This window comes from Arthrobacter glacialis, from assembly GCF_002909415.1.
In the GTDB taxonomy this organism is placed as follows: Bacteria; Actinomycetota; Actinomycetes; order Actinomycetales; family Micrococcaceae; genus Specibacter; species Specibacter glacialis.
On record NZ_PPXB01000016.1, the window covers coordinates 25,095 to 49,625 of the forward strand.

Sequence of the window (24,531 nt, forward strand, 5' to 3'; positions counted from 1 at the left end):
CGGCCAAAATGTGGACCGTACCGCCGTTTGTTGCGTTGAATATGTGAAGATTGAAGGCATGCGCCCCATGCAATTTTCTTCCAAATTAGCCAACGTTCGCTACGAACTCCGCGGACCCATCCTGCACGCTGCCCAGAAGATGGAGGCGGAGGGCCACCGGATCCTGCGCATGAACCTTGGCGACACGGCACCCTTTGGCCTGGAAGCGCCGGAGTCCATTGTGGTGGACATGATCCACCACCTGCGCGGCGCCCAGGGCTACAGCGATTCCAAGGGCATCTTCTCCGCCCGCACGGCCATCTCCCAGTATTACCAAACCAAGGGTTTGATGACTATTGGGGTGGATGACATCTTTGTGGGCAACGGCGTCAGCGAACTCATTTCCATGACCCTGCAGGCGTTCCTGGAGAATGGCGACGAAGTCCTGATTCCCGCACCCGATTACCCTTTGTGGACGGCCTCGGTCACGCTCACCGGCGGCATCCCCGTGCACTACCTCTGTGATGAGGACAACGAATGGTGGCCCGACCTGGCCGACGTCGAAGCCAAGATCACGCCCAAGACGCGCGCCATCGTCATCATCAACCCGAACAACCCCACCGGTGCCGTGTACCCGCGCCACATTCTGGAGGCGTTTGTGGAGTTGGCCCGCAAGCACGACCTGGTGATTTTCTCGGATGAGATCTACGAGAAGATCCTCTACGACGGCCGCACCCACATCCACATGGCCGCCATGTCCAAGGACGTCTGCACGCTTACCTTCAGTGGCCTGTCCAAGGCGTACAGGATGCCCGGCTACCGGGCCGGCTGGGTGGCCTTGTCCGGCCCCCGTGCCGCCATGGCAGGGTTCAAGGAGTCACTGGAACTGCTGGCGTCGCTGCGCTTGTGCGCCAATGTGCCGGCCCAGCACGCCATCCAAACATCCCTGGGCGGCTACCAAAGCATCAACGACCTCACCAAGCCCGGCGGACGGCTGCGCGAGCAGCGCGACCTCGCCTCAAAGCTCCTCAACGCCCTGCCCGGCGTGTCCTGCGTGCCGGCTGCCGGGGCGATGTACCTGTTCGTGAAGTTGGACCCGGCGATGTACCCCATCGAGTCCGATGAAAAGTTCGTGATCGATCTTCTGGAGGACCAGAAGATTCTCGTCAGCCATGGCACAGCCTTCCACTGGCCCACTCCGGACCACTTCCGCTTCGTTATTTTGCCCTCCGTGGGCGACATTGAGGAGGCCGTGCGGCGCATCTCCTCCTTCCTGGCCGTCTACCGCAGCAAATCCGAGCAGCTCACACACTAGCCTCCCGGGAATAGAATCCACCGGCCCTCGGTTTTGAAAGTAGATGCAAACGCATATTCATTGCCGGGGCGCTGGATGCCCCGCGTATTTCGACAGAAATGGACGGTATTCCCGTGGCAAACGGCACTATTGAGCTGGGCCTGGACACTTTCGGTGACATCACGGTTGATGAGCACGGCGCACCCAAGCAGGCAGCGCACGTGATTCGCGACGTCGTCGAGCAGGCCGTGCTGGCCGACAAGCTGGGCCTGGACTACTTTGGCGTGGGCGAGCACCATCGGGACGACTTTGCTGTCTCCGCCCCGGACATGGTGCTGGCCGCCATCGCCGGCAAGACTGAGCGGATTCGCCTGGGCTCGGCCGTGACGGTTCTCAGCTCGGACGATCCGATCCGTGTGTTCCAGCGCTTTTCCACGCTCGACGCCGTATCCAACGGCCGCGCGGAGGTCATCTTGGGCCGTGGTTCCTTCACGGAATCGTTCCCGCTCTTTGGCTTCGACCTGGCCAACTATGAGGAACTCTTTGAAGAGAAGCTTGAACTGTTCAATGAACTGCGCCAGCAGGGTCCCGTGAACTGGAGCGGCAACACCCGCCCGGCCCTCACTGAACAGATGGTGTACCCGCACACCGAGTCGGGAACCTTGAAGTCCTGGGTTGCCGTGGGTGGCAGCCCGCAATCGGTGGTCCGGGCAGCCCACTACGGCATGCCCCTGATGCTGGCCATCATTGGCGGTGAACCGCAGCAGTTTACACCGTTCGCGGAGCTCTACCACCGGGCACTGAAGGAATTTGGCCAGCCGGAGCAGCCCATCGGCGTGCATTCGCCGGGCCACATCGCCGACACCGACCAGCAGGCCAAGGACGAACTGTGGCCGCACTACGAAGGCATGCACAACCGCATTGGCCGTGACCGCGGCTGGCCGCCCATCACCCGCGCGGAGTTTGAGGCCACCGCCGGTCCGCGCGGCGCCCTGATGGTGGGCTCGCCGGAAACGGTGGCCACCAAGATCACCACCGTGGCCAAGTCGCTGGGCCTGTCGCGCTTTGATATGAAATACAGCCACGGCACCCTGCCGCACCAGGCCATGATGAAGAGCATTGAACTCTATGCCACGAAGGTGGCCCCCATGGTGCGTGAGAACCTCCGCCAGGGCTAAACCCGCCGCGGACTTGTCGACTCCTGCTGCCGTGAGTGTGCAGATAACGCCCTCAAGATGCTTTTTGAGGGCGTTATCTACGCACTGACCGGCTGGTCAGTCGCGCCAAGGGGCGGTCCCTGCCTTAGCGTGGATTGCTGCGGGGCCGGAGCCGGACGGCAGGCAGCACCGGCGCGGGCAGGGGAGCGTCCGTGGGGTGGGCCGGAAGGCCAAAGCGGGGTTCGGCGTCGCCCGCGTCAGTGCCCGTGCCATCCTGGCCACCCGTTTCGGCGCCGATTTCGCCCTGCCACGCGCGCCTGAACGCGAGAATCTCCTCGTGTGTGCGGCCCACAAAATTCCACCACATCACAATGGACTCACCCAACGGCGTCCCGCCAATGAGCAGCAGGCGCACCGGATCTGACCCCGCCACCAGGGTCAGCGTCGCATGCCCCGGACCCACATAGCCCAGCTCGGCGTAGGACAAGGGCGTTCCAGAAACGCGCACGGCCCCCTGATCCACCAGAATGCCGTGCTCAAAGTCTTCCCGCACCGCCAGTGTGAGGGTGGCACCGGCGTCGAGCAGGATTTCTGCGCCCAGCAGCGGCGTGAAGGTCACAACGGGGGAGGCTTGCCCAGCCAACTCGCCCAGGAAGACCCGCAGCTCGGCCCCGGGCAGTGCCAATGCCTCGGGGGCGTAGTGTTCAAAACCGGGATCCGTGAAACGGGCATGCTCGGGCAATGCCACCCACAGTTGTGCTCCGTGCAGGAGGGTGGTGGCCGGTGTGGAGTATTCGGAGTGGCTGATGCCCCGCCCGGCCGTCATCAGATTCAGCTCACCGGGCCTGACCATGGCGTGATATCCAGCACTATCGGCGTGCTCAATTTCGCCGGTGAACAGCCAGCTGACTGTTTGCAATCCGGTGTGCGGATGAGGCGGCACGGCCATGCCCCCCGTGGCGGCGACATTGTCCGGGCCGTAGTGATCCAGGAAGCACCAGGCGCCGATGAGGGAACGCTCCCGCTGGGGCAGTGTCCGCCTCACTGGCATGGCGCGGGGGCCACCAAGGGGTACTTCACGGGGTTTTAGAACCTCCATGGTGCCGGGAATGCTGGGGCAGGTCAGTTCCGGCGGTGCCGCTTCCAAGTTGCTCATGGGACTCCTTCATACTGCAGCGACTAGTGAGCAAGCGGGCACTCAATGCCACAAGCCTAGTGCTTGGCCAAGGGAACGCACGGAGAAATTGTCCTGCGACGCATAAGTGCGGCACAGAAAAGGAATGTAGGCTCGAGCTAAATCATCGTAGACTCGTAAAGTTGTCTAAATATTTCACTGGGATGCCTTGTGCGCTGCAGCAGACTTGTGCAGTTGTTTCCCTTAGACTTTTTCAGTCCACAATTGCCCTCTTTAGATTGGACCGCGGGTGGATCTCACCTTCATGGTTGTGCTTGTCATAGCACTAGCCCTTTTCTTTGATTTTACGAACGGCTTTCATGACACCGCCAACGCGATGGCTACACCCATTGCCACAGGCGCCATCAAGCCCAAGACAGCCGTGGCACTGGCCGCGATTCTTAACCTTGTGGGTGCGTTTCTCTCCACGGAAGTAGCTAAGACCATCTCCGGCGGCATCATCAATGAGGGCGGGCCCAACGGCGTTGCGATCACCCCCGAGATGATCTTTGCCGGCTTGATGGGTGCTGTGCTGTGGAATCTGTTCACGTGGCTTCTTGGCCTCCCTTCCAGCTCCTCACATGCCCTGTTCGGCGGTTTGATTGGTGCAGCCATTGTGGGCACCTGGTCATTCGGCGCAGTGAACTTCATGGTGGTTGTTTCCAAGGTGCTGCTGCCAGCACTGCTGGCCCCCGCCATCGCCGGTCTGGTGGCCTTCCTGTGCACCAAGATGGCCTACTCCATCACCAAGCGTTCAGACCCGGATTCCGGTGACAAACTCACCCAGAAGCGCGGCGGTTTCCGCCGCGGCCAGGTCTTCAGCTCCTCGCTGGTTGCTTTGGCCCACGGCACCAACGACGCCCAGAAGACCATGGGTGTCATCACCTTGGTTCTGGTTGCTTCGGGCCTCCAGCAGGCTGGCACCGGTCCGCACTTCTGGGTCATTGCCACCTGTGCCATTGCCATCGCAGCCGGTACTTATGCCGGCGGTTGGCGCATCATCCGCACCCTGGGATCCGGTCTGACAGACGTCAAGCCCGCACAGGGCTTCGCGGCCGAAACCAGCACGGCAGCCGCAATTTTGGCCTCCAGCCACTTGGGCTTCGCGCTCTCCACCACGCATGTAGCCTCCGGCTCCGTGATTGGTTCGGGCCTGGGCCGCAAGGGCGCAACTGTCCGCTGGGGCGCCATTGGCAAGATCGGCATCACGTGGCTGTTGACGCTCCCCTCTGCGGCCTTGGTGGGCGGCTTGGCTGCCCTGCTGATCCGCACCGGCACCGTTGGCATTGTCATTGTTGCCGTACTGGGGCTGAGCGCCATCATCTTCATGTTCATCGTTTCCCAGCGCGAAACCGTTGACCACAGCAATGCGATCAGCGACGTGGATGCTGTGGGCGAGGCCCTGCACATTCCCAGCAGGAAGGAACGTGAGCGTCTGGCCGCCAAGGCCCGTGCCGCGGAAAAAACCGCAGAGAAGGCCGCCAAGCGTGCCGCCGAGGCTGCTGCGATTCGTGCCACGGCCCAGACCGCACTGGACAAGGCCGACACAGCCGTCCTGAAGGCCATGACCAAGGCCGCCGAGCCGCCCAAGGCCCGGGTCAAGTCGGCTGCCGCTCCCAAGCCCAAGGTGAAGGCTCCGCCGGCTCCCGGGGATACTGACGTTCCCGGGGTTGACGATGAGACTGCCGCCACGAAGGAGATGCCATGATCGACTGGTTCGGATTTTTGACGGTGGCCCTAACCACCTTGGTGGGTGCCGGGTTCGTGGTTGTCATGTACTCACTGGGCGTGCGGCTGACGGCTGTGAGCAGCGACGACGCCGAGCACGTCAACCAGACCGCCAAATGGGGCTCCTACGTGTGCTTCGGTTTTTGCGTCGTGGCTGTTGTGCTGGCCATCATCTTGATCGTGCCGCACCTGAACGAGCCGTTCTTCGCCATGCTGGAGCACTTGTTCTAAGAAACGTCTAACGTACGACGCCGGCCACGTACCTTTCGCACACAGCGGAGGGTACGTGGCCGGCGTCGTACGGTTAACGGTTATCGGGCCAAAATCATGTTGGTGATGCGGCAGGTGGAGAGCCGGCGGCCCTGCTCATCGGTCATGACCACCTCGTGGGTGGCCAGCGTGCGGCCCAGGTGAATCGGTGTGGCTGTGCCCGTGACCAGGCCCGCGGCGACGCCCCTGTGGTGTGTGGCATTGATCTCAATACCCACCACCTTGCTGCCCGGTCCGGCATGGAAAGCTGCGGCGAAGGAGCCCAGCGTCTCGGCCAAAACCACGTGCGCGCCGCCGTGCAACAACCCCGTGACTTGTGTGTTGCCGTCCACTGGCATGGTGGCTACCATGGACTCCACGGACATGTGGGTGAACACAATGCCCATCTTCACCACCAGCGACCCCACGCCATGGCGGCCCAGCATCGGGTGGATTTCTTGGGGAACCCCTGCAGCCAATAGTTCATCGGCCAGGAGATGCGGTGTGAAATTTTCGCTCATGATGACTAGGCTGGCACTTGTGAGTGAATCTGCCAAAACGGCCCCCCAGTCCAACGCACCAACCACCCCCGAATCCGGACTGTCGGAAGACGCAACGCCGCGACTTTTGGTCATTGACGGCCACTCCATGGCTTTCAGGGCTTTTTACGCCATGCCAGTGGACAAGTTTGTTACGCAAGCGGGCCAGCACACCAACGCCGTCCACGGGTTCACGGCGATGCTGCTGACCATGATCAAGGAGCGTAAGCCCTCCCACGTGGTGGTGGCCTTCGATTTGGACACGCCCACTTTCCGGTCCTTGGAGTACACCGAGTACAAGGCCGGGCGTAACAAGACGCCCGAGGAGTTCTACGGCCAGATTGATTTGATCATCAAGGTCATGGCCGCCATGAACATTCCCACCATTTCAGTGGACGGCTTCGAAGCCGATGACATCATCGCCACGCTGGCCGCCCAGGGCGAGGCCGCCGGCTGGGACGTGCTGGTGGTTTCCGGTGACCGCGACGCCTTCCAACTCATCACCGACAAAGTTTCGGTGCTGTACCCCACCAAGGGCATCTCCGCGATTCCGCCCATGGATGCCGCATCCGTGGAGGCCAAGTACTTTGTGCCACCCAACAGGTACTCCGACCTTGCGGCCCTGGTGGGTGAAACAGCGGACAACCTTCCCGGGGTACCCGGCGTCGGGCCCAAGACGGCCGCCAAGTGGATCAACCAGTACGGCGGACTCGAGGGCATCCTGGAGAACCTGGACGCCATTGGCGGCAAGGTGGGCGAGTCCCTGCGGGCGCACGTGGATGACGTCAAGCGCAACCGCCGCCTGAACCACCTGCTGCGTGACATGGAGCTGCCCGTTCCGCTGGAGCAGACCCTGCTGCAAGCCCCGGATCGGGACGCCGTGGAGGAATTGTTCGACTCGCTGGAATTCAACCAGCTGCGCAAACGCCTGTTTGACCTCTTTGGGGAGGCTGAGACGGACGACGCCGGTGAGGCCCACCAGGTGCCCGCCCACCGTGTTGTCACCGAGGCCGCAGCGCTGCAGGCGTGGCTTGCCGTTGACGGCGTATGCGCCGTGGATGTGTTGAGCGAAAAGCTGGGCCTGGCGCACGAGGCGGTCGGCGTGGCGCTGGTCCGTGCGGATTCTGCTGTTGTGGTGGATTTGCGCACGGCCGACGAAGCGCTGGAATCGGCGTTGGCTAGCTGGCTCGCTTCCGACGCCACGAAGGTTGTCCACGAGTACAAGGAAGCCCTGAAGGCGTTGTCCGTGCGTGGCTTGTCCCTGGCTGGAGTCCAGGACGACACCTCCTTGTCCGGCTACCTGATCCAGCCCGATCGCCGCAGCTACGAACTGGCTGAACTAAGCAAGGTCCACCTGAAGGTCGGCTTCGAAGACAGCGTGCAGGAGTCCAGCGGCCAGCTTGATTTGGGTTTGAGCGAGGACACTTCCTTCGCTGATGCCGTACAGCGCGGCTACGTGGCGCTGCTGCTCAGTGAGCACTTTGCCCCGCTGCTGGTTGAGCGTGGCGCTGCGGTGCTGTTGCGCGAGTTGGAGCTGCCGCTTGCAGCTGTGTTGGCACAGATGGAACTGACGGGCATTGCCATTTCGCAGGAACGTCTTGCAGTCCTGCTGGCCGATTTCACGGCAGCCATGAACGCCGCCCAGGCAGCCGCCTTTGCAGCCATCGGCCACGAGGTGAACCTTGGCTCGCCCAAGCAGCTCCAGGAAGTCTTGTTTGAGGAACTGGGTCTGCCCAAGACCAAGAAGATCAAGACCGGCTACACCACCGACGCCGCCTCCCTGAAGGCATTGCTGGAGAAAACCGGTCATGAGTTCCTGGCCCAGCTCATGGCGCACCGTGAAGCGTCCAAGCTGAAGCAAATGGTGGAGACACTGAAGAAGTCGGTGGCCGAGGACGGCCGCATCCACACCACCTACGCACAAAACGTGGCAGCCACGGGCCGTTTGTCCTCCAACAACCCCAATCTGCAGAACATCCCCGTCAGGACCGAAGAGGGGCGCCGCGTCCGGGACATCTTTGTTGTCAGCGAAGGCTACGAATGCCTGCTCGCCGCCGACTACTCCCAGATTGAAATGCGCATCATGGCCCACCTCTCCGGCGACGCCGGACTCATCCAGGCCTATGCCGAGGGCGAGGATCTGCACCGCTACGTGGGCTCCCACGTGTTTGGTGTGGCACCTGCGGACGTCACCTCCGCCATGCGTTCCAAGGTCAAGGCCATGTCCTACGGCCTGGCTTATGGACTGACCAGCTTTGGCCTGTCCAAGCAGCTGGAAATCTCCGTGGATGAAGCCCGGACACTGGTCAAGGACTACTTTGACAGGTTCGGAGGGGTTCGCGATTACCTCCGCGGCGTAGTGGAGCAAGCCCGCGTTGACGGCTACACCTCCACCATCGAGGGCCGTCGCCGCTACCTGCCCGATCTCTCCAGCGCCGACCGCCAGCTGCGCGAGCTGGCCGAACGCATCGCCTTGAACTCACCCATTCAGGGATCCGCGGCAGACATCATCAAGCACGCCATGCTGGGTGTGGCGGGAGAGCTGCAGCGCCAGGACCTCAAATCCCGCATGCTGCTGCAGGTCCACGATGAATTGATCCTGGAAATCTGGCCCGGGGAACTGGAGACCGTCAAGGCCCTGGTCGTGGAGCAGATGGGATCCGCAGCGGATCTGCTGGTTCCGCTGGAAGTCCAGCTGGGCCTGGGCGCCAGCTGGAACGACGCCGGGCACTAACCACACGCCCGAGGGGCCCCACACAGCCGTTGTTCGTTTACGAAAGGTATCGCCGTGCCACAGAGTTATGAACCCGCCATCAGCCGGGCAACCCGGTCATTCCCCTATGAGCTGCGCACTTTTCCGGTGCGCCGTGTTGACGGAAAGATCTCCCCGGAACTGAGCAAGTGGGCCGAGGCTGTTGCGCTGGGATTCCACGGCGACGCCATGACCGAGGATGCGCTGGCGTTCTACATTGCTTGCGAGGAAGTCGATGGCCGGATGGTCACCGGCGCCTACTTGAGCGATGCCCAGGCGCCGGTGGGTGCGTGGGATGCGCAGTACCCCGTATCCACCTATGCGTACCATCGCAAGAACCTGAACGTGGGTGCCGGGACGCTAATGCCTGTCCACCAGATCACTGCCGTGACAGTGCGCCCCAGCCACCGCCGTCGTGGTCTCTTGCGGGCCATGATGGACTCCGACCTTGCCCAGGCGAAAGCCGCGGGCATCCCCATGGCTGCGCTGACGGCGTCGGAAGCCACCATTTACGGGCGGTTCGGCTTCGGTGTGGCAACCCACACCAGCACCATCGAGGTGACCGTCAAGGGCGGGTTGGACTTCCTTGTGCCTGCCGCGGCGTCGGTTGGCGTGGTGGAAATAGCTCCCGTGGGCACCGTGCGGGACCTGCACAATGAGATCTTTGAACGCGTCCATGCCACGTCCTACGGCTCCATTGGCCGCCACGACATGTACCGGCTGGCCGCCACAGGGCTGGGAAATTACGGCGCCGTCGAGCCGCTGAAGAATGTTCGTGCGGCGCTCCACTATGATGCCAGCGGGGCGGTGGATGGCTACGTCACCTACAAGCCCAGCGACGACAAGAACCGCTCGGCCGTTGAGATTGTTGACCTCCTCGCCGTCACGGATGCAGCTTATTTGGCCCTGTGGAACTACCTGGGTTCGCTGGACCTCATTGACGTCATCACCTGGGACATGGCCCCCGTGGTGGATCCGCTGGAATGGGCCATTGCAGCCAAGCGCCACTACAAGCGCACGGCCACCGAGGACCATCTTTGGTTGCGCATCCTGGACACCCCCGGCTCCTTGGCCGCCCGTGAATACGCCAGTGACGGCTCCCTGGTGATCCATGTTGGTGATCCCCTGGGCCATGCCTCCGGGATCTTCCGCATAGAGGTTGTCCATGGGAAAGCCACCGTGACCCGCTGCCCCGAGGACGGATCCGTGGAAGCGGAGCTCAGCATGGGCGTCAGTGAACTGTCCAGCCTGTATCTGGGCGGCGTAACCGCCAGGGTGTTGTTGGCCGCCGGCCGTGTGCGGGAAATGCAAAGCGGTTCCGTGGCGGTCTTCGACGCCTTGTTCGCGGCGCCGGAATCCGCCCACTGCATGACCAGCTTCTAGCCACCCAGAAACATTGCTGCGCCCTAGCGGCTTGCCTGCGGTTCGGCGGCTTGTGGGCGGTTCGCAAACCGCCCACAAGCCGCCCAGCCGCAGTTGCAGTGAAGTGAGCCACCGGACAGTGTGCACTATTCTTTCCCCCACACGGCTCCTAGGGCCGGAAGTTGTCCACAATCCCTGTTTTCACCCGCGCAATACCGCCCGGACCGCGCAACGATGGGGCATGGACAACAATCAACTTGCACACATGGTGGCCTCACGGTGGCCGGCTAAGGCTGTTCGTGGCGTGGCAACCAACAGGATGTTGGAAGCGGCGGGTCTGACACACAAGGTTTTGACGGCAGCTGTTGCCCGGCAGCTTGTTGTCCGTCTCCACCGGGGCGCCTACGTCCAAGGCACCGAATGGTGGAACTTGACACCGTGGGCGCGGGACGATGTTGCACTCATTGCACACGTACTGGCGTCACTCAGCAGTGGTGTATACAGCCATTCGAGCGCCGCCCGGCTTCACGGTCTACGGACATGGGGTTGTGGAGCCACTGTCCATGTCACCCATGGACAAACCCCCGGCCATGCAAACGGCGGGGCCCGTACTTCCGTGCACCAGCAGGCGCTCGATGCCGGGCACGTGGTCATGAAGCGAATCGGGCCTGTTCAAGTCCCCGTGACATCCATGGCCCAAACCGTCCTCGATTGCGCACGTCTGTTCCGCCTCGAGCACGCTGTCATCATCGGTGACCATGCGGTCAGGAAGGGCCTCTTGATTCCTGACTTGCAGCGGCTCCTTGAGGCCAGTGAGGTCAAGCGGGGCTCGGCCCGGGCCAAACGGACACTTGACTTCTTGGATCCACTCAGTGAATCGGCAGGGGAGTCCCGCATGCGGGTGTTCCTGGCCGCCACAAAATTGCCCATGCCGGAACTGCAAGTCACCATCACCACCCGGCATGGGGTGCACCGGGCGGATTTTGCGTGGCGGGAGTTCCGGTTGATCCTGGAGTTTGACGGCTGGGGCAAGTATTTCGACTACCGGCCCACCGCCGAGGCGATTGCCCTGGAGCGCCAGCGCGAAAAGGACCTCATGGAACTGGGCTGGAGCTTTATTCGCATTAGTTGGTCCGATTTGAATGATCCCGCAGCCCTGGAAGCAAGAATTCGGGCTGCATTGCTCCGTGCGGGCGCCACATTGCCGGCCCGCCGGACAACATTCTTCGCATAAATGCGCCCGGGCAGCTTGTCGGCGGTTCCCGAACCGCTGACAAGCCGCTGCAACGCCGACAAGCCGGGAAACCGCAGATATAAACCGTCAGTGAGATCGGGCCGGCCGGGTCCAGGCGCCCCGGCAGCCCAGCCACAATGTGGCGGCCGCTGCACTGGAAGTGACCAGGAGCAGGGAGACCAGGACCAGCAATTGGATGAGGCCGGCGTCCAGGGGAGTGGCGCCGCCTATGATCATGCCCACAAAAGCACCCGGCAACGTGACAAGCCCTGCCGTCCGGGTTTGGTCCAAACTGGGCAACACAGCCTCTCCGGCGACTGGTTTGGCCACCAGGGCACGGGCCGCGTGCCACTCGAAACCCAGCGCAACGGCCGCCTCCACCTCACCGTGCCGAAGGACCAGTTCGTCACGGATCCGCCGCCCACTGAGGGTCACCGTGGACATGGCACCGCCAATTTGTTGGCCCAGGATGGCAATGATGGCCAGCGCATTGAACGGCAGCACGCCAACGGCAAACATCAGCGCCGCCGGTGGAATCACCCCTACTGCCAAGGGAATCGCGGCCATCCACCACCGCCCGTCGGCAGCAACCCGCCGCCCCGAAGTCCAGACAGCAACGAGAAACATGAGGGCAACGAACGCAAAAGCCCACGCACCCGCGTTGGATAACCACGCGATCACCAGTGCCACGGCAGCCAGCTGAACCAGGGCCCGAACGCCGGCAACGAGCATCTGGGCGGGGGAGCGGTCCAGCGCCGTGCGCCAAAGAACCGCGGCTAGAAGCAGGAAAACCGCCAACAGAACCCACGTGCTGGGGCCCAGCCGCAAAAGGGTTGAATTGTCCACAAACGCAATTATCGCCGTCGAACACGGGTTTTGCGCTCCATGGCCCAAGCAACTAGACTAAATGGGCATGTCATGCGTGGATTCGAGTGGTTACAACCGCAAAGAAATTACTCATGATGTGCATGAATTATCCGCAGGAACCCCTGCAACCATAATAATTCCGGACCCTGTCCAGCAAGAGGCGCCCCATGCGTGCATTTGCTAGGGTTCGGCGAAACCAACTATCCACATCGGAGCCCCTACTACATGACCATCACGACCCCCGAGAAGACTAGTACCACTCCCGTTGTTGCCATCAACGACATTGGTACTGCTGAAGAATTCCTCGCCGCAGTAGATGCAACCATCAAGTACTTCAACGACGGAGACCTCGTCGAAGGTATCGTTGTTAAGGTTGATCGCGACGAAGTTCTGCTCGACATCGGTTACAAGACCGAAGGCGTCATCCCCTCCCGCGAGCTTTCCATCAAGCACGACGTTGATCCCGGAGACGTTGTCTCCGTTGGCGATCAGGTTGAAGCTTTGGTCCTCACGAAGGAAGACAAAGAAGGCCGTCTGATTCTCTCCAAGAAGCGCGCACAGTACGAGCGCGCCTGGGGCGACATCGAGAAGGTCAAGGAAGAAGATGGTGTCGTTACCGGTACCGTCATCGAGGTGGTCAAGGGTGGTCTTATCCTCGACATCGGCCTGCGCGGCTTCTTGCCCGCATCGCTGGTCGAGATGCGCCGTGTGCGCGACCTGGCTCCCTACATCGGTCAGCAGATCGAAGCCAAGATCATCGAGCTGGACAAGAACCGCAACAACGTTGTTCTGTCCCGCCGTGCCTGGCTCGAGCAGACCCAGTCCGAGGTTCGCTCCACGTTCCTCAACAAGCTGGAAAAGGGCCAGGTTCGTCCCGGCGTTGTTTCCTCCATCGTCAACTTCGGTGCATTCGTGGACCTTGGCGGCGTAGACGGTCTCGTCCACGTTTCCGAGCTGTCCTGGAAGCACATCGACCACCCGTCCGAGGTTGTCGAAGTTGGCCAGGAAGTCACCGTCGAGGTTCTCGAAGTGGATCTGGACCGCGAGCGTGTTTCGCTCTCGCTCAAGGCTACGCAGGAAGACCCGTGGCAGACCTTCGCCCGCACCCACGCCCTCGGGCAGGTTGTACCGGGTAAGGTCACCAAGCTGGTTCCGTTCGGCGCGTTCGTTCGCGTTGAAGACGGCATCGAAGGCTTGGTTCACATCTCCGAGCTGGCAGTTCGCCACGTTGAGCTGGCCGAGCAGGTTGTCTCCGTTGGTGACGAGCTGTTCGTCAAGGTCATCGACATCGACCTGGAACGCCGCCGCATCTCACTGTCCCTCAAGCAGGCCAACGAGGGTGTTGACGTCGACTCCACCGAGTTCGACCCCGCACTCTACGGCATGGTTGCTGAGTACGACGAAGAGGGCAACTACAAGTACCCGGAGGGCTTCGATTCCGAGTCCAACGAGTGGCTTGAAGGCTACGAGTCCCAGCGCGCCGTTTGGGAGCAGCAGTACGCTGACGCCCAGACTCGCTGGGAAGCACACAAGAAGCAGGTTGCTGAGCACGCCGCAGAAGATGCAGCTGCCGATGGCGCCGGTGAAGGTGGCGAGTCCGCAGGGACTTCCTACTCCTCCGAGCCTGCTGCAACCGACGCCGGTGCCGGCACCTTGGCTTCTGATGAAGCCCTCGCCGCACTGCGCGAAAAGCTGACCGGAAACTAATTTCCGCTAAGCATTTCACTCGCTTAGGTGAATAAAAGGCGGGTCCCCACTTTGGTGGGGGCCCGCCTTTTGCTGTGTCGGCAATCCAGCAACGGGCTCGGCTTAGCGAGGCGAGTCCACCCAGTCAGTGCCAACAACACTCAAACGGGCGCTGCCAGCGGTGAGCGCGGCCAATCGTTCAACGGCGGCGACAATAACGTCCGTGTCGTCGGCCATGGCCAGCCCCACGTGAGTGTTCTCGGCGTCGTACGTATTGCCCGTCATGACGTACCCGGAGCTGCGTAGATCATTCTCCAGGCGGCCCGCCTGCGCGTGGGGAACCGCCACCGTAAACAGCCGCAGTCTGTTGCGCCGCACCAGGGGCGCGGCGTTGATGGCAGAGCTCACGGATTCGGAGTAGGCGCGGACCAGGCCGCCGGCGCCCAGCAGGATCCCGCCAAAATAGCGTACGACGACGGCGCACACGTCGCTGAGGTCGGCGGTACCGTCGCTGCCCGCGCCCGTTTCGGACGCGGCGCGGGTCTCGCGTTTCAGGAGGGCCTCCAGCATGGGGGTGCCGGCGGTGCCGGAGGGTTCGCCGTCGTCGTTGGAGCGTTGCACGCCACGGTCGGGGCCAATGACAAAGGCGCTGCAATGGTGCCGGGCGTCGTAAAACTCCCGCCGCAGCTCGGCCACCAGTTCCCGGGCGGCGGTCTCGTCCTCAACCCGGCGCAGCACTGTGATGAACCGTGAGCGTTTGATGCTCAGTTCGTGGCGGTAGTCCTGGCCGGCGGCGAAGGTGGTGTAACTGTTCGCGCCGGGAGTGGCCAACTGGGGTTCGGGTGTTTGGCTCACCATTTCAGTCTAGTGTGGAGACATGCTTTCCTTGGGACTCACCGGCGGCATTGCTGCCGGAAAATCGCTTCTGTCAACCCGTTTCCGTGAACTGGGCGCAGTGGTCATTGACGCCGACCAGCTGGCCCGTGAGGTGGTGGCCCCCGGCACGCCGGGCCTGGCCCAGGTGGTGGCGCAGTTTGGCCAGAACTTCCTGCTGCCCGACGGTTCGCTGGACAGGCCCAGGCTCGGCTCATTGGTGTTTGCCGACCCATCCCAACGGCAGGCGCTCAACGCCATCATCCACCCGCGAGTCAGGGCCGCAGCGCAATCAATGAAGGACCAAGCCGGCCCTGGTGCCATCGTGGTCCAAGACATCCCGCTGCTCGTGGAGACGGGGCAGGGAGCCGCTTTCCATCTGGTGGTGGTGGTCCAAGCCTCCGCCGAGACCAGGGTGGCACGCATGATGGCCACCAGGGGCATGTCCAGGGAGGATGCGCAGGCCCGGATGGATGCGCAGGCCAGCGACGCCGAACGGGCGGCGGCCGCCGACGTGGTCATTGCCAATGACGGCGATCCCCAGCAGGCCATCGCTGCCCTTGATGAGTTGTGGCATGGCAGACTGCTGCCCTTTGTGGCGAATCTTGTTGCCGGCCTGCCATCAGCCGGGCCGCTGACGCCCCAAAATGTTCCGGCCGATCCCAGCTGGCCGGTCCAGGCGGCGCGCTTGGCGGCACGGGTGAAGACGGCCGTAGGAGAGCTGGCCGTGAGCGTTGACCACATAGGCGCAACGTCCGTTCCGGGACAGCCGGCCCCGGATGTTTTGGAACTGCAAGTTCAGGTGCGCACTGCAGAGGACCTGCTGGCCGCCATGGCGCCCCTGGCTGCTGCGGGATTTCCCCTGTCCGGGCGGACCAGCGGGGGAGGGTCGCTGCATGTTTCGGCAGATCCCGGCAGGGCAGCCACCCTCGCTGTCGTGGTGCAGGCCCCGAGGCATGACACAACTGGCTAGGGGCGACTTAAACGCAGCGGGCCCCTTCCGTCCTGGGAAGGGGCCCGCTGTCTATATGCAGTGCCTAGTACGTGGTGGTCATGGTGCCGCTGTTGACCAAGGCAATGATGGCAATGATGTAGATGATGATGCCGATGACACCGAGGATGGTGAAGATCCAGCCCAGGATGACGCCAACGTTGGCCGGAGTGTTGGTGAAGCCGGCCTCGGTGGACTTCTTCTTGGCGATGATGGACACAATCAGTCCTGCCAGGGAGAAGACAAAGCACAGGACCAGGCCGATGATACCCAAGGTCTTGCCCGGATCTTCGGCGGGGGCTCCATACGGTGCGGTTCCGTAGGCGGGCTGGCCGTACTGCTGGGGCTGCTGGCCGTAGGAATTCTTTTCTTCGGGGTTGTTCTGCGTCATGATGTCCTCTCAAGGGCGAATGATGTGACTAACTGATAATAGTTTTGCACGGGGTGAGGCAATTACCGTGCATGTTTCATGGGGAGTCCTACCCATGACTTATTTCACTACGTGCCCGTACCGCCACCAACAGGGGTAGCGTTAAGACTATGAGTCTTGCGCAAGAGATCAATCGTGTTGTGGCCCCCTTCGAAGTCATCAGTGAATTCCAGCCCGCCGGGGACCAGCCGGCCGCCATCAAGGAACTCACCGAACGCATCAACAATGGTGAAAAGGACGTGGTGTTGCTGGGTGCCACGGGAACGGGCAAGTCGGCCACCACGGCGTGGCTCATTGAACAGGTCCAGCGGCCCACCTTGGTTCTTGTGCAAAACAAGACCCTTGCGGCCCAGCTGGCCAACGAGTTCAGGGAACTGCTGCCCAACAACGCCGTGGAGTACTTTGTCTCCTACTACGACTACTACCAGCCTGAGGCGTACGTGCCGCAGTCAGACACCTTTATCGAGAAGGATTCCTCTGTCAACGAGGAGGTGGAACGCCTGCGCCACTCCGCCACCAACGCGCTGTTGACCCGCAGGGATGTCATTGTGGTGGCCACCGTGTCCTGCATCTACGGTTTGGGCACTCCGGAGGAGTATGTGGCCGGCATGGTTACCCTCACCCGAGGGGACCAGATGAACCGTGATGACCTGCTGCGCAAGTTCGTCAGTATGCAGTACACGCGCAACGACATTGATTTCCACCGCGGCACCTTCCGGGTGCGCGGGGACACCGTGGAAATCATTCCCATGTATGAAGAGCAGGCCATCAGGGTGGAGTTCTTTGGTGACGAAGTAGAGAACATCTACACGCTGCATCCGCTCACGGGAGAAATCATCCGGGAGGAAAACGAGATGTACGTTTTCCCGGCGTCGCACTATGTTGCTGGCCCCGACCGCATGGCCCGGGCCGTGAAGCAGATCGAAGATGAACTGGCCAGCCGCACCAAGGAGCTGGAAAGCCAGAACAAATTGCTAGAAGCCCAGCGGTTGCGCATGCGAACCACCTATGACCTGGAAATGATGGAGCAGATGGGCTTCTGCAACGGCATTGAAAACTATTCGCGGCACATTGACGGCCGTGAACAGGGCAGCGCCCCGCACTGTCTGATCGACTACTTCCCGGACGACTTCCTCATGGTCATTGACGAATCGCACGTAACGGTGCCGCAGATTGGTGCCATGTATGAGGGCGACATGTCCCGCAAGCGCACACTCGTGGACCACGGATTCCGGCTGCCCTCAGCCATGGACAACAGGCCGCTGAAATGGGACGAGTTCCTGGAGCGCGTGGGCCAGACCGTGTACCTGTCGGCAACCCCTGGCAAATATGAGCTGGGCAAGTCGGACGGCTACGTTCAGCAGATCATCCGCCCCACGGGCCTGATTGACCCCGAGATCATTGTTAAACCGTCCCAGGACCAGATCAATGACCTGCTCGGTGAGATCCGCAAGCGTACAGCCAAGAACGAGCGTGTTCTGGTCACCACCTTGACCAAGCGCATGTCCGAGGATTTGACCGACTATCTCCTGGGCAACGGCATCAAGGTTGAGTATCTGCACTCGGATGTTGACACGTTGCGCCGGGTGGAGTTGCTGCGTGAGCTGCGGATGGGTGTTTTTGATGTGCTGGTGGGCATCAACCTGTTGCGGGAAGGTTTGGACCTGCCCGAGGTGTCCCTGGTGAGTATCCTTGACGCGGACAAGGAAGGCTTCCTGCGCTCCTCCACGTCATTGATCCAGACCATTGGACGTGCCGCCCGCAACGTGTCCGGTGAGGTCCACATGTATGCGGACAGGGTCACGGCATCCATGCAGTTCGCCATTGACGAGACCAACAGGCGCCGGGAAATTCAGGTCGCCTACAACACCAAGCACGGCATTGATCCGCAGCCGTTGCGGAAAAAGATTGCCGACATCACCGACCAGCTGGCGCGTGAAGATGCCGACACGGCCGCCCTGTTGGAGGAGGCGCGGCTCAAAAAAGCCGGGGCCGGCAAGAAGGCTGTCCGCAAGGACGGGCTCGCTTCCCGCCCCGCAGCCGAGCTGATCAGCCTCATCGAAGAGTTGACGGCGCAGATGCACGGCGCGGCCGCCGACCTCCACTTTGAACTGGCAGCCCGCTTGCGTGACGAGGTGGGGGACCTGAAGAAGGAACTTCGCCAAATGCGCGAGGCCGGCCACGCCTAAGCAGTAGCAACCGGTGGCGGAGAGCGAAAAGCCTTTACGCTTGCGGGCCACGCACCAAGGCGAGAAGCTTCGCGAAGATGCCCTCGCCGTCGTCGGCTATGCCGTCATGGTGGAACTGGGCTGACTCCCAGACCTGCAAACCCTTGACGGAGGCAGCCGTGGCCAGCGAGATTTCCCGGTCCACATAGATGTCGTTCGTGTAGACGGCGGCCGCCACCGGCACGGTGTTGTTAGACAGTTGCTCCCGGGAGTACAACCGGCCCCAACCCTCGATGCGCTGCGCCAGCACCTCGGCAAGCTCGCCCAGGGGGACCAAGGCTGGGTCCTGCTCGAAGTACCAGGGGTACACAGCTTCGCCGGTGAGCAGGGGCTCAGCCACGTCCGGGTGGAAGTCGGGGTGCTCGCCCAGAACCCTTGCGGCGGCCCAATCACTGGCTTCATCCTGAACGTAGATGGACTCATGCATGAGCGCGTACAGTGGCTGGCTAGCGCGGCTGACCTGCGCGGATACTTGGGCCAGGAAATTATCGGAGAGCCGTTCCCCATCCACCGTGGGCACGAAGGCGTCCTCGAGCAGATAGTGCAGGCCGTCAAAGCGTGTGTTGCCGCCCAGGTAGTTACCCAGCATCTGCACCCGTTCCGGGGTGAGCCGCTCGCCCGTGGGCAGGTACTCGGACACGGCCACCACGTGGCGCATGATCCGGGTGACTACGGCCCGGTCCTGCGGATACTTGGCGAAGTACTCGGCGTTGCGGCGGCGCAAACGCTCAAAGGTAGCCTGATATACCTGATCGGCCGGCCCATCCAGGGGGCCCAGACCGCCCGCGATGAGGGCTTCCTTCACGCCGTCGGGGGCGAAAGAAAGGTATGTCAGCGCGCAAAAGCCGCCATAGCTTTGGCCAAACAGGCTCCACGGCCCGGAACCCAGCGCTGCACGAATCAGCTCGGCATCGGCGACGATGTCCGTGGCCCGGAAGTGGGCCAGGTAGTCGGCCTGGGCGGCAACATCTCCGACTAAAGGGAGTGTTTGCCGCGTAGCCGGGGTGGACAGGCCCGTGCCGCGCTGGTCAAGCATCAACACGCGGAAGTGCTTGGTGGCCTCGGCCAGCCAGCCACCCAGGGCCGTGGGCCTGTTGCCACGCCCGCCCGGTCCGCCCTGCAGGAACAGCAGCCAGGGCAGTTCTTCCGACTTCACCCGGTCGTCACTGAGTTCCCGGGCAAAGAGTTCAATGCTTGGACCCGATGGGTTGGCGTGGTCCACAGGTGCCGTAAACCAGTGGTCGCGGATGCGCACGCCTCGGATGGAGTAAGGCTCAGCGCCGGTCATGCCTGCACCTGCGCCGGCACCAGCTGCGCCTCACCGAAGGCGTCCAATTCGGGACCGTCCAGCCGGAAGACGTGCCAGCCGTCCATCGGCGTCGCGCCCAGGGACTTGTAGAAGTTGATGGCAGGTGCATTCCAATCCAGCACGCTCCACTCAACCCTGGCGTAGCCGCGCTCCACAGCAATCTGGGCCAGGGTTCGCAGCAGCGCCTTGCCGTGGCCGCCGCCGCGGGTCCCCGGGCGCACATACAAATCCTCGAGGTGGATGCCCAGGGTGCCCTCCCACGTGGAGTAGTTCAGGAACCACAGGGCGAAGCCAACAATGGGTTCGCCGGGCGTCTCGGAATCCACCACGTGCGCAAAGATCTGCGGATTACTGCCAAAGAGGTTGGCGTGCAGCATCTCCACGGTGTTCTTTACAGCATCCGGCTCTTTTTCATAAACAGCCAGATCGTGAATCATGCCAAGGATTGCGGGGACATCGGAGGGCGCAGCTGTGCGTATCAAACTCATGCATTGAGCTTAGCGCGCACCTTACATGCGGCTAAAGTCCTTGAAGATTACGACGGCGGACCCGGCCTCGTTCGACGCGTCAAGGTCCACGGTGGCCGTCATTGACCAGTCGTGGTTGGCCTCGGGGTCAACAATGGTTTGGCGCACCGTCCAGCTGTCGTCACCCGTGGTGATGCTCAGCAGGGCAGGTCCGCGGGCGGCCGGGCCGGACTCGATGTATTCGTGTTCGTCCCAGTACGTGTCCAAGGCGTCGGCCCAGCGATCCGAATCCCAGCCGTGCTCGGCGTCGAGCGCCCCCAAGGCCTCGAAGTCATCGTCAGCCGCGAGCTCCACCCGGCGGAACATTTCATTGCGGACCATGACCCGGAAGGCGCGCTGGTTGTCCGTGAGCTTGGGCGGGACGGGCGGGAGGGACGTTTCCTCAGCCAACGTCACGACGTCGGAGCCGTCCCCGGAGGTCATTTTTTCCCACTCGTCCAGCAGGCTGGAGTCAACCTGGCGGACCAGCTCGCCCAGCCAGGAGATGATGTCTTCAAGGTCTTCGCGCAGGGCGTCCTGGGGGACGGTTTGGCGCAGCGCCTTGTAGGCGTCGGTGAGGTAGCGCAGCACGATGCCCTCGGAGCGGGCCAGCGAGTAGTACTGGACGTATTCGCCAAAGTTCATGGCTCGCTCGTACATGTCGCGGATGATCGACTTGGGGCTCAGCTCAAAGTCACCCACCCACGGGGAGGCCTTGCGGTACAGCTCAAAGGCGCCGAACAGCAGCTCCGAGAGCGGCATGGGGTACGTGACTTCATCGAGGATGGCCATGCGTTCGTCATACTCGATGCCCTCGCTCTTCATGGCGGCAACCTTTTCGGTGCGTTCACGTTTGAGCTGGGCGGCCAGGATTTGGCGCGGCTTCTCCAAGGTGGCTTCGATGACGGAGATAACATCGAGGGCGTAGCTGGGGGATGCGGGGTCCAGCAGGTCCAGGGCGGCAAGCGCAAAGGGGGAGAGGGGCTGGTTCAGCGCAAAGTTCATTTGCAGGTGAACCGTCAGGCGCACCGTACGGCCGTCGGCCTCCAGCTCATCCTCAGGAATCCGCTCCACCACGCCAGCGCCCAGCAGTTCGCGGTACATGCCAATGGCCTTGCGGATCAGGGCGCGCTGCTTGGACGGCGATTCGTGATTGTCGGTGAGCAGGGTTTTGGCGGCCAGGAAGGGATCCCCGGGGCGTTCCAGTAGGTTCAGCAACATGGCGTGGGTGATGGTGAAGCTCGACGTCAGCGGTTCCGGAACGGATTCCACCAGACGGGTGAACGTGGGCTCGCCCCAGCTGACAAAGCCCGCCATGGGCTTCTTCTTGACCACCTGGCGCAGCTTCTTTTGGTCGTCGCCAAACTTTGCCACGGCCTTGGTCATGGCTTTGGTGTTTTCAATGACGTGGTCCGGTGCCTGCACCATGACGGTTCCGGCGGTGTCGTAGCCCGCGCGGCCTGCGCGGCCGGCAATCTGTTGGAACTCACGCACCTGCAAAACGCGAGTGCGGACGCCGTCGTACTTGCTCAGGGCTGTCAGGAGCACGGTGCGGATGGGCACGTTGATGCCAACGCCCAGGGTGTCGGTGCCGCAGATGACCTTGAGCAGGCCGGCCTGGGCCAGCTGCTCCACCAGGCGACGGTACTTGGGCAGCATGCCTGCGTGGTGCACGCCGATGCCATGACGGACCAGGCGGTTGAGGGTCTTGCCGAAGCCCGCGGAGAAGCGGAAGCCGGCAATGAGGTCGTTAATTTTGTCTTTCTCCTCGCGGGTGCAGACGTTGATGCTCATCAGGTTTTGGGCCCTGTCGATGGCCTCGGCCTGGCTGAAGTGCACCACGTAGACGGGGACCTGCTTGGTGGCGAGCAACTCCTCCAGGGTTTCGTGCACACCGGTTTGCACGTAGTAGTAGTGCAGCGGGATGGGGCGCTCAGTGGAGGAAACGGTGGTGGTGTCGCGGTTGGTCAGCTCGGTCAATTCGCGCTCAAAGCGGCTGACATCACCCAGGGTGGCGCTCATGAGCAGGAACTGGGACTGGGGCAGCTCCAAGAGTGGCAGCTGCCAGGCCCAGCCGCGCTGCGGGTCGGAGTAGTAGTGGAACTCGTCCATGATGACCACGCCGACGTCGGCATTCTCACCTTCGCGCAGGGCAATGTTGGCCAGGATTTCAGCGGTGCAGCAAATGATGGGCGCGTCCTGATTGACCGAGGAATCGCCGGTGATCATGCCAACGTTCTCGGCCCCAAATATGTCGCACAGGGCGAAGAATTTCTCGGACACCAGGGCCTTGATGGGGGCCGTGTAGTAGCTGGCTGCACCCCTGGCCATGGCGTTGAAGTGCGCCGCAATGGCCACCATCGACTTGCCGGAGCCCGTGGGTGTGGACAGGATGACGTTGTTGCCGCTGACCAGCTCCAGCGCCGCCTCTTCCTGGGCGGGGTACAGCTCGATGCCCTTGTCCATGGTCCATTCCAAAAACGCGTCGAGAACGTCGTCATCGGAGGAGGTTTGCGGGTTCAGGGTGGCAAGCTGTTCAAGAAGATTCATGGTGTTCCCAGCTTATGCGCTCAAGGCTGTGGCAGGATAACGCCATGGGTGATCAAACGTTTTTATGGGAACCGGTCAAGTACGTGGAATTTGGCGATTTTCGCGACCGCCCGTTCTTTGACCTGACGGCGCGCATAAGCGCCGCGGCGCCTGCCAGGGTGGTTGATCTGGGGTGCGGGCCGGGCAATCTCACCGCCACGCTGGCCCAACGCTGGCCGTCCGCTTGCGTTGCGGGGATCGACAGTTCAGTCGACATGATCGCCGTCGCGCTTAAACAGGTGGAAATGTTCGACGCCGACACCCAGCCAGGTGTCCAGCCTCACCCGGGTGCGCGGCTGAGCTTCGCCGTAGGGGACATTGCCGGCTGGGCACCCACCAGCGAGACCGACGTGATTGTTTCCAATGCCGCCCTGCAATGGGTGCCCGGGCATCAAGAACTGATGGCTGGCTGGTTGGCGGCCCTTCGCCCGGGCGGGTGGCTGGGCGTCCAGGTGCCGGGGAACTTTGGGGCGCCGTCGCACACCATCATGCGTGAATTGGCCGCAAGCACGCGTTGGCGGGACCAGCTGGACGGTGTACTGCGGCATGGGGATGCGGTGGGGGAGCCGGCGGAGTATCAGGAGCTGTTCCTGCGCGGTGGAGCCCGGGTCGATGTGTGGGAAACCACGTACAGCCAGCTCCTGCAGGGGGAGAACCCCGTGCTGGAGTGGGTTCGCGGGACGGGGTTGCGCCCCGTTCTGGCTGCCCTGGGTCCCGTGGATAGAGTTGAGTTCGAGCAGCAATATGCAGCATTGCTGCGGCAGGCGTATCCGGCAACGGAGTTTGGTACCAACTTTGAGTTCCGGCGCATCTTTATGGTGGGAGAAAAGCAATGAGTGATTTGCAGGCATTTCCGCAAGACTGGCAGCGCGCCCTGGTCATAGTTGCCCACCCCGACGACCCCGAATATGGCATGGCTGCGGCAGTGGCCCAGTGGGTTGAAGACGGGAAGGAAGTCCACTATTTACTGGCTTCTCACGGGGAGGCTGGCATTGCCACGATGACTCCCGAGCTGAGCGGGCCGTTGCGTGCCGTGGAACAACTCAACGCGTGCGGGCAGGTGGGCGTTGAAAATTTGACTATCCTGGACCACCCGGATGGGCGAATCGAGGAAGGTGTGGCACTGCGCCGTGACTTTGCCCGGCACATGCGCCTGGTGAAACCGGATGTTGTGCTGACGCTCAACCACTGTGATCATTGGGGTCCGGGCCGGTGGAACAGCGCCGACCACAGGGCTGTTGGCCGCAGCGTACTGGACGCGGTTTCCGATGCCGACAATGACTGGATTTTCCCCGAACTCCTCGATGAGGGTTTGGGCCGCCACAAGGTTCGCTGGGTGGGCATCAGCTCACCTCAGCCAACACATTTTGTGAAGGTCAACCCGGAGAATATCGAGAAGGCAGTTGCCTCGCTGGCGGAACACAAGGAGTATCTGCGCGCCTTGAGCCCCGAACCCGTTGAGACGCAGGCCCGGCGGCAGATCGAGATGGTGACCGCCGGCGGAGTAGTGGCCTTTGAACTATATAGCTGAGCAAGGCGCGGCCTGACCCGCCGGTGAGTGTGCAGATAATGCCCCCTAAATCG

General features: G+C 62.3%; 20 protein-coding genes. 12 read left to right on the plus strand and 8 right to left on the minus strand.

Translation table 11 applies throughout. From position 1 onward, the window contains the following. The first annotated feature begins 58 nt into the window (after window positions 1–58). Both CVS28_RS16555 and CVS28_RS16560 read left to right on the plus strand, forming a co-directional pair. On the plus strand, window positions 59–1,294 hold the full coding sequence (locus CVS28_RS16555; RefSeq protein ID WP_103466893.1) for a pyridoxal phosphate-dependent aminotransferase: 1,236 nt from the start codon (window positions 59–61) through the stop codon (window positions 1,292–1,294). Between the two features lie 98 nt (window positions 1,295–1,392). Further along, complete coding sequence (locus CVS28_RS16560) at window positions 1,393–2,451, plus strand: LLM class flavin-dependent oxidoreductase (protein ID WP_103482196.1); 1,059 nt, start codon at window positions 1,393–1,395, stop codon at window positions 2,449–2,451. Between the two features lie 124 nt (window positions 2,452–2,575). On the opposite strand, the gene CVS28_RS16565 is transcribed toward CVS28_RS16560, so the two are convergent. Further along, the gene (locus CVS28_RS16565) at window positions 2,576–3,586 is read right to left on the minus strand and encodes a pirin family protein (RefSeq protein WP_103466813.1); all 1,011 of its coding nucleotides are present in this window, start codon (window positions 3,584–3,586) and stop codon (window positions 2,576–2,578) included. A gap of 268 nt (window positions 3,587–3,854) precedes the next feature. On the opposite strand from CVS28_RS16565, the gene CVS28_RS16570 reads away from it, so the two are divergent. Then, the gene (locus CVS28_RS16570) at window positions 3,855–5,312 is read left to right on the plus strand and encodes an inorganic phosphate transporter (protein ID WP_103466814.1); all 1,458 of its coding nucleotides are present in this window, start codon (window positions 3,855–3,857) and stop codon (window positions 5,310–5,312) included. Further along, on the plus strand, window positions 5,309–5,563 hold the full coding sequence (locus CVS28_RS16575) for a hypothetical protein (protein ID WP_103466815.1): 255 nt from the start codon (window positions 5,309–5,311) through the stop codon (window positions 5,561–5,563). The genes CVS28_RS16570 and CVS28_RS16575 overlap by 4 nt, the downstream gene beginning before the upstream one ends. Before the next feature lie 80 nt (window positions 5,564–5,643). Here the strand turns inward: CVS28_RS16575 and CVS28_RS16580 are convergent, their stop codons facing one another. After that, the gene (locus tag CVS28_RS16580; RefSeq protein ID WP_103466816.1) at window positions 5,644–6,102 is read right to left on the minus strand and encodes a hotdog fold thioesterase; all 459 of its coding nucleotides are present in this window, start codon (window positions 6,100–6,102) and stop codon (window positions 5,644–5,646) included. A 1-nt stretch (window position 6,103) separates the two neighbouring features. On the opposite strand from CVS28_RS16580, the gene polA reads away from it, so the two are divergent. The 3 genes from polA (at window position 6,104) to CVS28_RS16595 (ending at window position 11,468) form a co-directional block, all read left to right on the plus strand. Further along, window positions 6,104–8,854, plus strand: a complete 2,751-nt coding sequence (gene polA, locus CVS28_RS16585; RefSeq protein ID WP_423716421.1) for a DNA polymerase I — start codon at window positions 6,104–6,106, stop codon at window positions 8,852–8,854. Window positions 8,855–8,908: 54 nt separating this feature from the next. Next, the gene (locus CVS28_RS16590) at window positions 8,909–10,255 is read left to right on the plus strand and encodes a GNAT family N-acetyltransferase (protein ID WP_103482198.1); all 1,347 of its coding nucleotides are present in this window, start codon (window positions 8,909–8,911) and stop codon (window positions 10,253–10,255) included. A gap of 220 nt (window positions 10,256–10,475) precedes the next feature. Beyond that, the gene (locus CVS28_RS16595) at window positions 10,476–11,468 is read left to right on the plus strand and encodes a hypothetical protein (RefSeq protein ID WP_103482199.1); all 993 of its coding nucleotides are present in this window, start codon (window positions 10,476–10,478) and stop codon (window positions 11,466–11,468) included. 87 nt (window positions 11,469–11,555) lie between these two features. Here CVS28_RS16595 and CVS28_RS16600 read toward each other — a convergent pair whose 3' ends face one another. Then, window positions 11,556–12,314, minus strand: coding sequence for an ABC transporter permease (locus tag CVS28_RS16600; RefSeq protein ID WP_207767546.1), 759 nt, complete (start codon window positions 12,312–12,314; stop codon window positions 11,556–11,558). A gap of 246 nt (window positions 12,315–12,560) precedes the next feature. Here CVS28_RS16600 and rpsA point away from each other — a divergent pair, with 246 nt between their 5' ends. Further along, window positions 12,561–14,042: a 30S ribosomal protein S1 gene (gene rpsA / locus CVS28_RS16605; RefSeq protein WP_103482200.1), complete on the plus strand. Its 1,482-nt coding sequence runs from the start codon at window positions 12,561–12,563 to the stop codon at window positions 14,040–14,042. Window positions 14,043–14,144: 102 nt separating this feature from the next. Here rpsA and CVS28_RS16610 read toward each other — a convergent pair whose 3' ends face one another. Then, a complete protein-coding gene (locus CVS28_RS16610) occupies window positions 14,145–14,876 on the minus strand; it encodes an IMPACT family protein (protein WP_423716418.1) in 732 nt (243 codons plus the stop codon). A gap of 22 nt (window positions 14,877–14,898) precedes the next feature. Between CVS28_RS16610 and coaE the strand changes: the two genes are divergently transcribed. After that, window positions 14,899–15,867, plus strand: coding sequence for a dephospho-CoA kinase (gene coaE / locus CVS28_RS16615; RefSeq protein WP_103482202.1), 969 nt, complete (start codon window positions 14,899–14,901; stop codon window positions 15,865–15,867). Window positions 15,868–15,931: 64 nt separating this feature from the next. On the opposite strand, the gene CVS28_RS16620 is transcribed toward coaE, so the two are convergent. Continuing rightward, on the minus strand, window positions 15,932–16,276 hold the full coding sequence (locus CVS28_RS16620) for a DUF4190 domain-containing protein (RefSeq protein ID WP_103466823.1): 345 nt from the start codon (window positions 16,274–16,276) through the stop codon (window positions 15,932–15,934). Window positions 16,277–16,425: 149 nt separating this feature from the next. Between CVS28_RS16620 and uvrB the strand changes: the two genes are divergently transcribed. Then, window positions 16,426–18,504, plus strand: coding sequence for an excinuclease ABC subunit UvrB (gene uvrB, locus CVS28_RS16625; protein ID WP_103466824.1), 2,079 nt, complete (start codon window positions 16,426–16,428; stop codon window positions 18,502–18,504). 34 nt (window positions 18,505–18,538) lie between these two features. Here uvrB and CVS28_RS16630 read toward each other — a convergent pair whose 3' ends face one another. The 3 genes from CVS28_RS16630 to CVS28_RS16640 are packed head-to-tail and all read right to left on the minus strand — an operon-like array spanning window position 18,539 to window position 22,908. Beyond that, window positions 18,539–19,831: an alpha/beta fold hydrolase gene (locus CVS28_RS16630; protein ID WP_103482203.1), complete on the minus strand. Its 1,293-nt coding sequence runs from the start codon at window positions 19,829–19,831 to the stop codon at window positions 18,539–18,541. Beyond that, window positions 19,828–20,340: a GNAT family N-acetyltransferase gene (locus CVS28_RS16635; protein ID WP_103466826.1), complete on the minus strand. Its 513-nt coding sequence runs from the start codon at window positions 20,338–20,340 to the stop codon at window positions 19,828–19,830. The genes CVS28_RS16630 and CVS28_RS16635 overlap by 4 nt, the downstream gene beginning before the upstream one ends. A 21-nt stretch (window positions 20,341–20,361) precedes the next feature. After that, window positions 20,362–22,908, minus strand: a complete 2,547-nt coding sequence (locus CVS28_RS16640) for a DEAD/DEAH box helicase (protein ID WP_103482204.1) — start codon at window positions 22,906–22,908, stop codon at window positions 20,362–20,364. Window positions 22,909–22,952: 44 nt separating this feature from the next. Between CVS28_RS16640 and CVS28_RS16645 the strand changes: the two genes are divergently transcribed. Further along, the gene (locus tag CVS28_RS16645; RefSeq protein WP_103482205.1) at window positions 22,953–23,783 is read left to right on the plus strand and encodes a trans-aconitate 2-methyltransferase; all 831 of its coding nucleotides are present in this window, start codon (window positions 22,953–22,955) and stop codon (window positions 23,781–23,783) included. Next, complete coding sequence (locus CVS28_RS16650) at window positions 23,780–24,478, plus strand: PIG-L deacetylase family protein (protein WP_207797242.1); 699 nt, start codon at window positions 23,780–23,782, stop codon at window positions 24,476–24,478. Before CVS28_RS16645 ends, CVS28_RS16650 begins: the two co-directional genes overlap by 4 nt. The last annotated feature ends 53 nt before the right edge of the window (window positions 24,479–24,531 follow it).

Coding starts and splice junctions, on each gene's coding strand:
- CVS28_RS16555 (WP_103466893.1), top strand. CDS start 59: ATGCGCCCCATGCAATTTTCTTCCAAATTAGCCAACGTTCGCTACGAA.
- CVS28_RS16560 (WP_103482196.1), top strand. CDS start 1,393: ATGGACGGTATTCCCGTGGCAAACGGCACTATTGAGCTGGGCCTGGAC.
- CVS28_RS16565 (WP_103466813.1), bottom strand. CDS start 3,586: ATGAGCAACTTGGAAGCGGCACCGCCGGAACTGACCTGCCCCAGCATT.
- CVS28_RS16575 (WP_103466815.1), top strand. CDS start 5,309: ATGATCGACTGGTTCGGATTTTTGACGGTGGCCCTAACCACCTTGGTG.
- CVS28_RS16580 (WP_103466816.1), bottom strand. CDS start 6,102: ATGAGCGAAAATTTCACACCGCATCTCCTGGCCGATGAACTATTGGCT.
- polA (WP_423716421.1), top strand. CDS start 6,104: ATGACTAGGCTGGCACTTGTGAGTGAATCTGCCAAAACGGCCCCCCAG.
- CVS28_RS16595 (WP_103482199.1), top strand. CDS start 10,476: ATGGACAACAATCAACTTGCACACATGGTGGCCTCACGGTGGCCGGCT.
- rpsA (WP_103482200.1), top strand. CDS start 12,561: ATGACCATCACGACCCCCGAGAAGACTAGTACCACTCCCGTTGTTGCC.
- coaE (WP_103482202.1), top strand. CDS start 14,899: ATGCTTTCCTTGGGACTCACCGGCGGCATTGCTGCCGGAAAATCGCTT.
- CVS28_RS16620 (WP_103466823.1), bottom strand. CDS start 16,276: ATGACGCAGAACAACCCCGAAGAAAAGAATTCCTACGGCCAGCAGCCC.
- uvrB (WP_103466824.1), top strand. CDS start 16,426: ATGAGTCTTGCGCAAGAGATCAATCGTGTTGTGGCCCCCTTCGAAGTC.
- CVS28_RS16630 (WP_103482203.1), bottom strand. CDS start 19,831: ATGACCGGCGCTGAGCCTTACTCCATCCGAGGCGTGCGCATCCGCGAC.
- CVS28_RS16635 (WP_103466826.1), bottom strand. CDS start 20,340: ATGAGTTTGATACGCACAGCTGCGCCCTCCGATGTCCCCGCAATCCTT.
- CVS28_RS16640 (WP_103482204.1), bottom strand. CDS start 22,908: ATGAATCTTCTTGAACAGCTTGCCACCCTGAACCCGCAAACCTCCTCC.
- CVS28_RS16645 (WP_103482205.1), top strand. CDS start 22,953: ATGGGTGATCAAACGTTTTTATGGGAACCGGTCAAGTACGTGGAATTT.
- CVS28_RS16650 (WP_207797242.1), top strand. CDS start 23,780: ATGAGTGATTTGCAGGCATTTCCGCAAGACTGGCAGCGCGCCCTGGTC.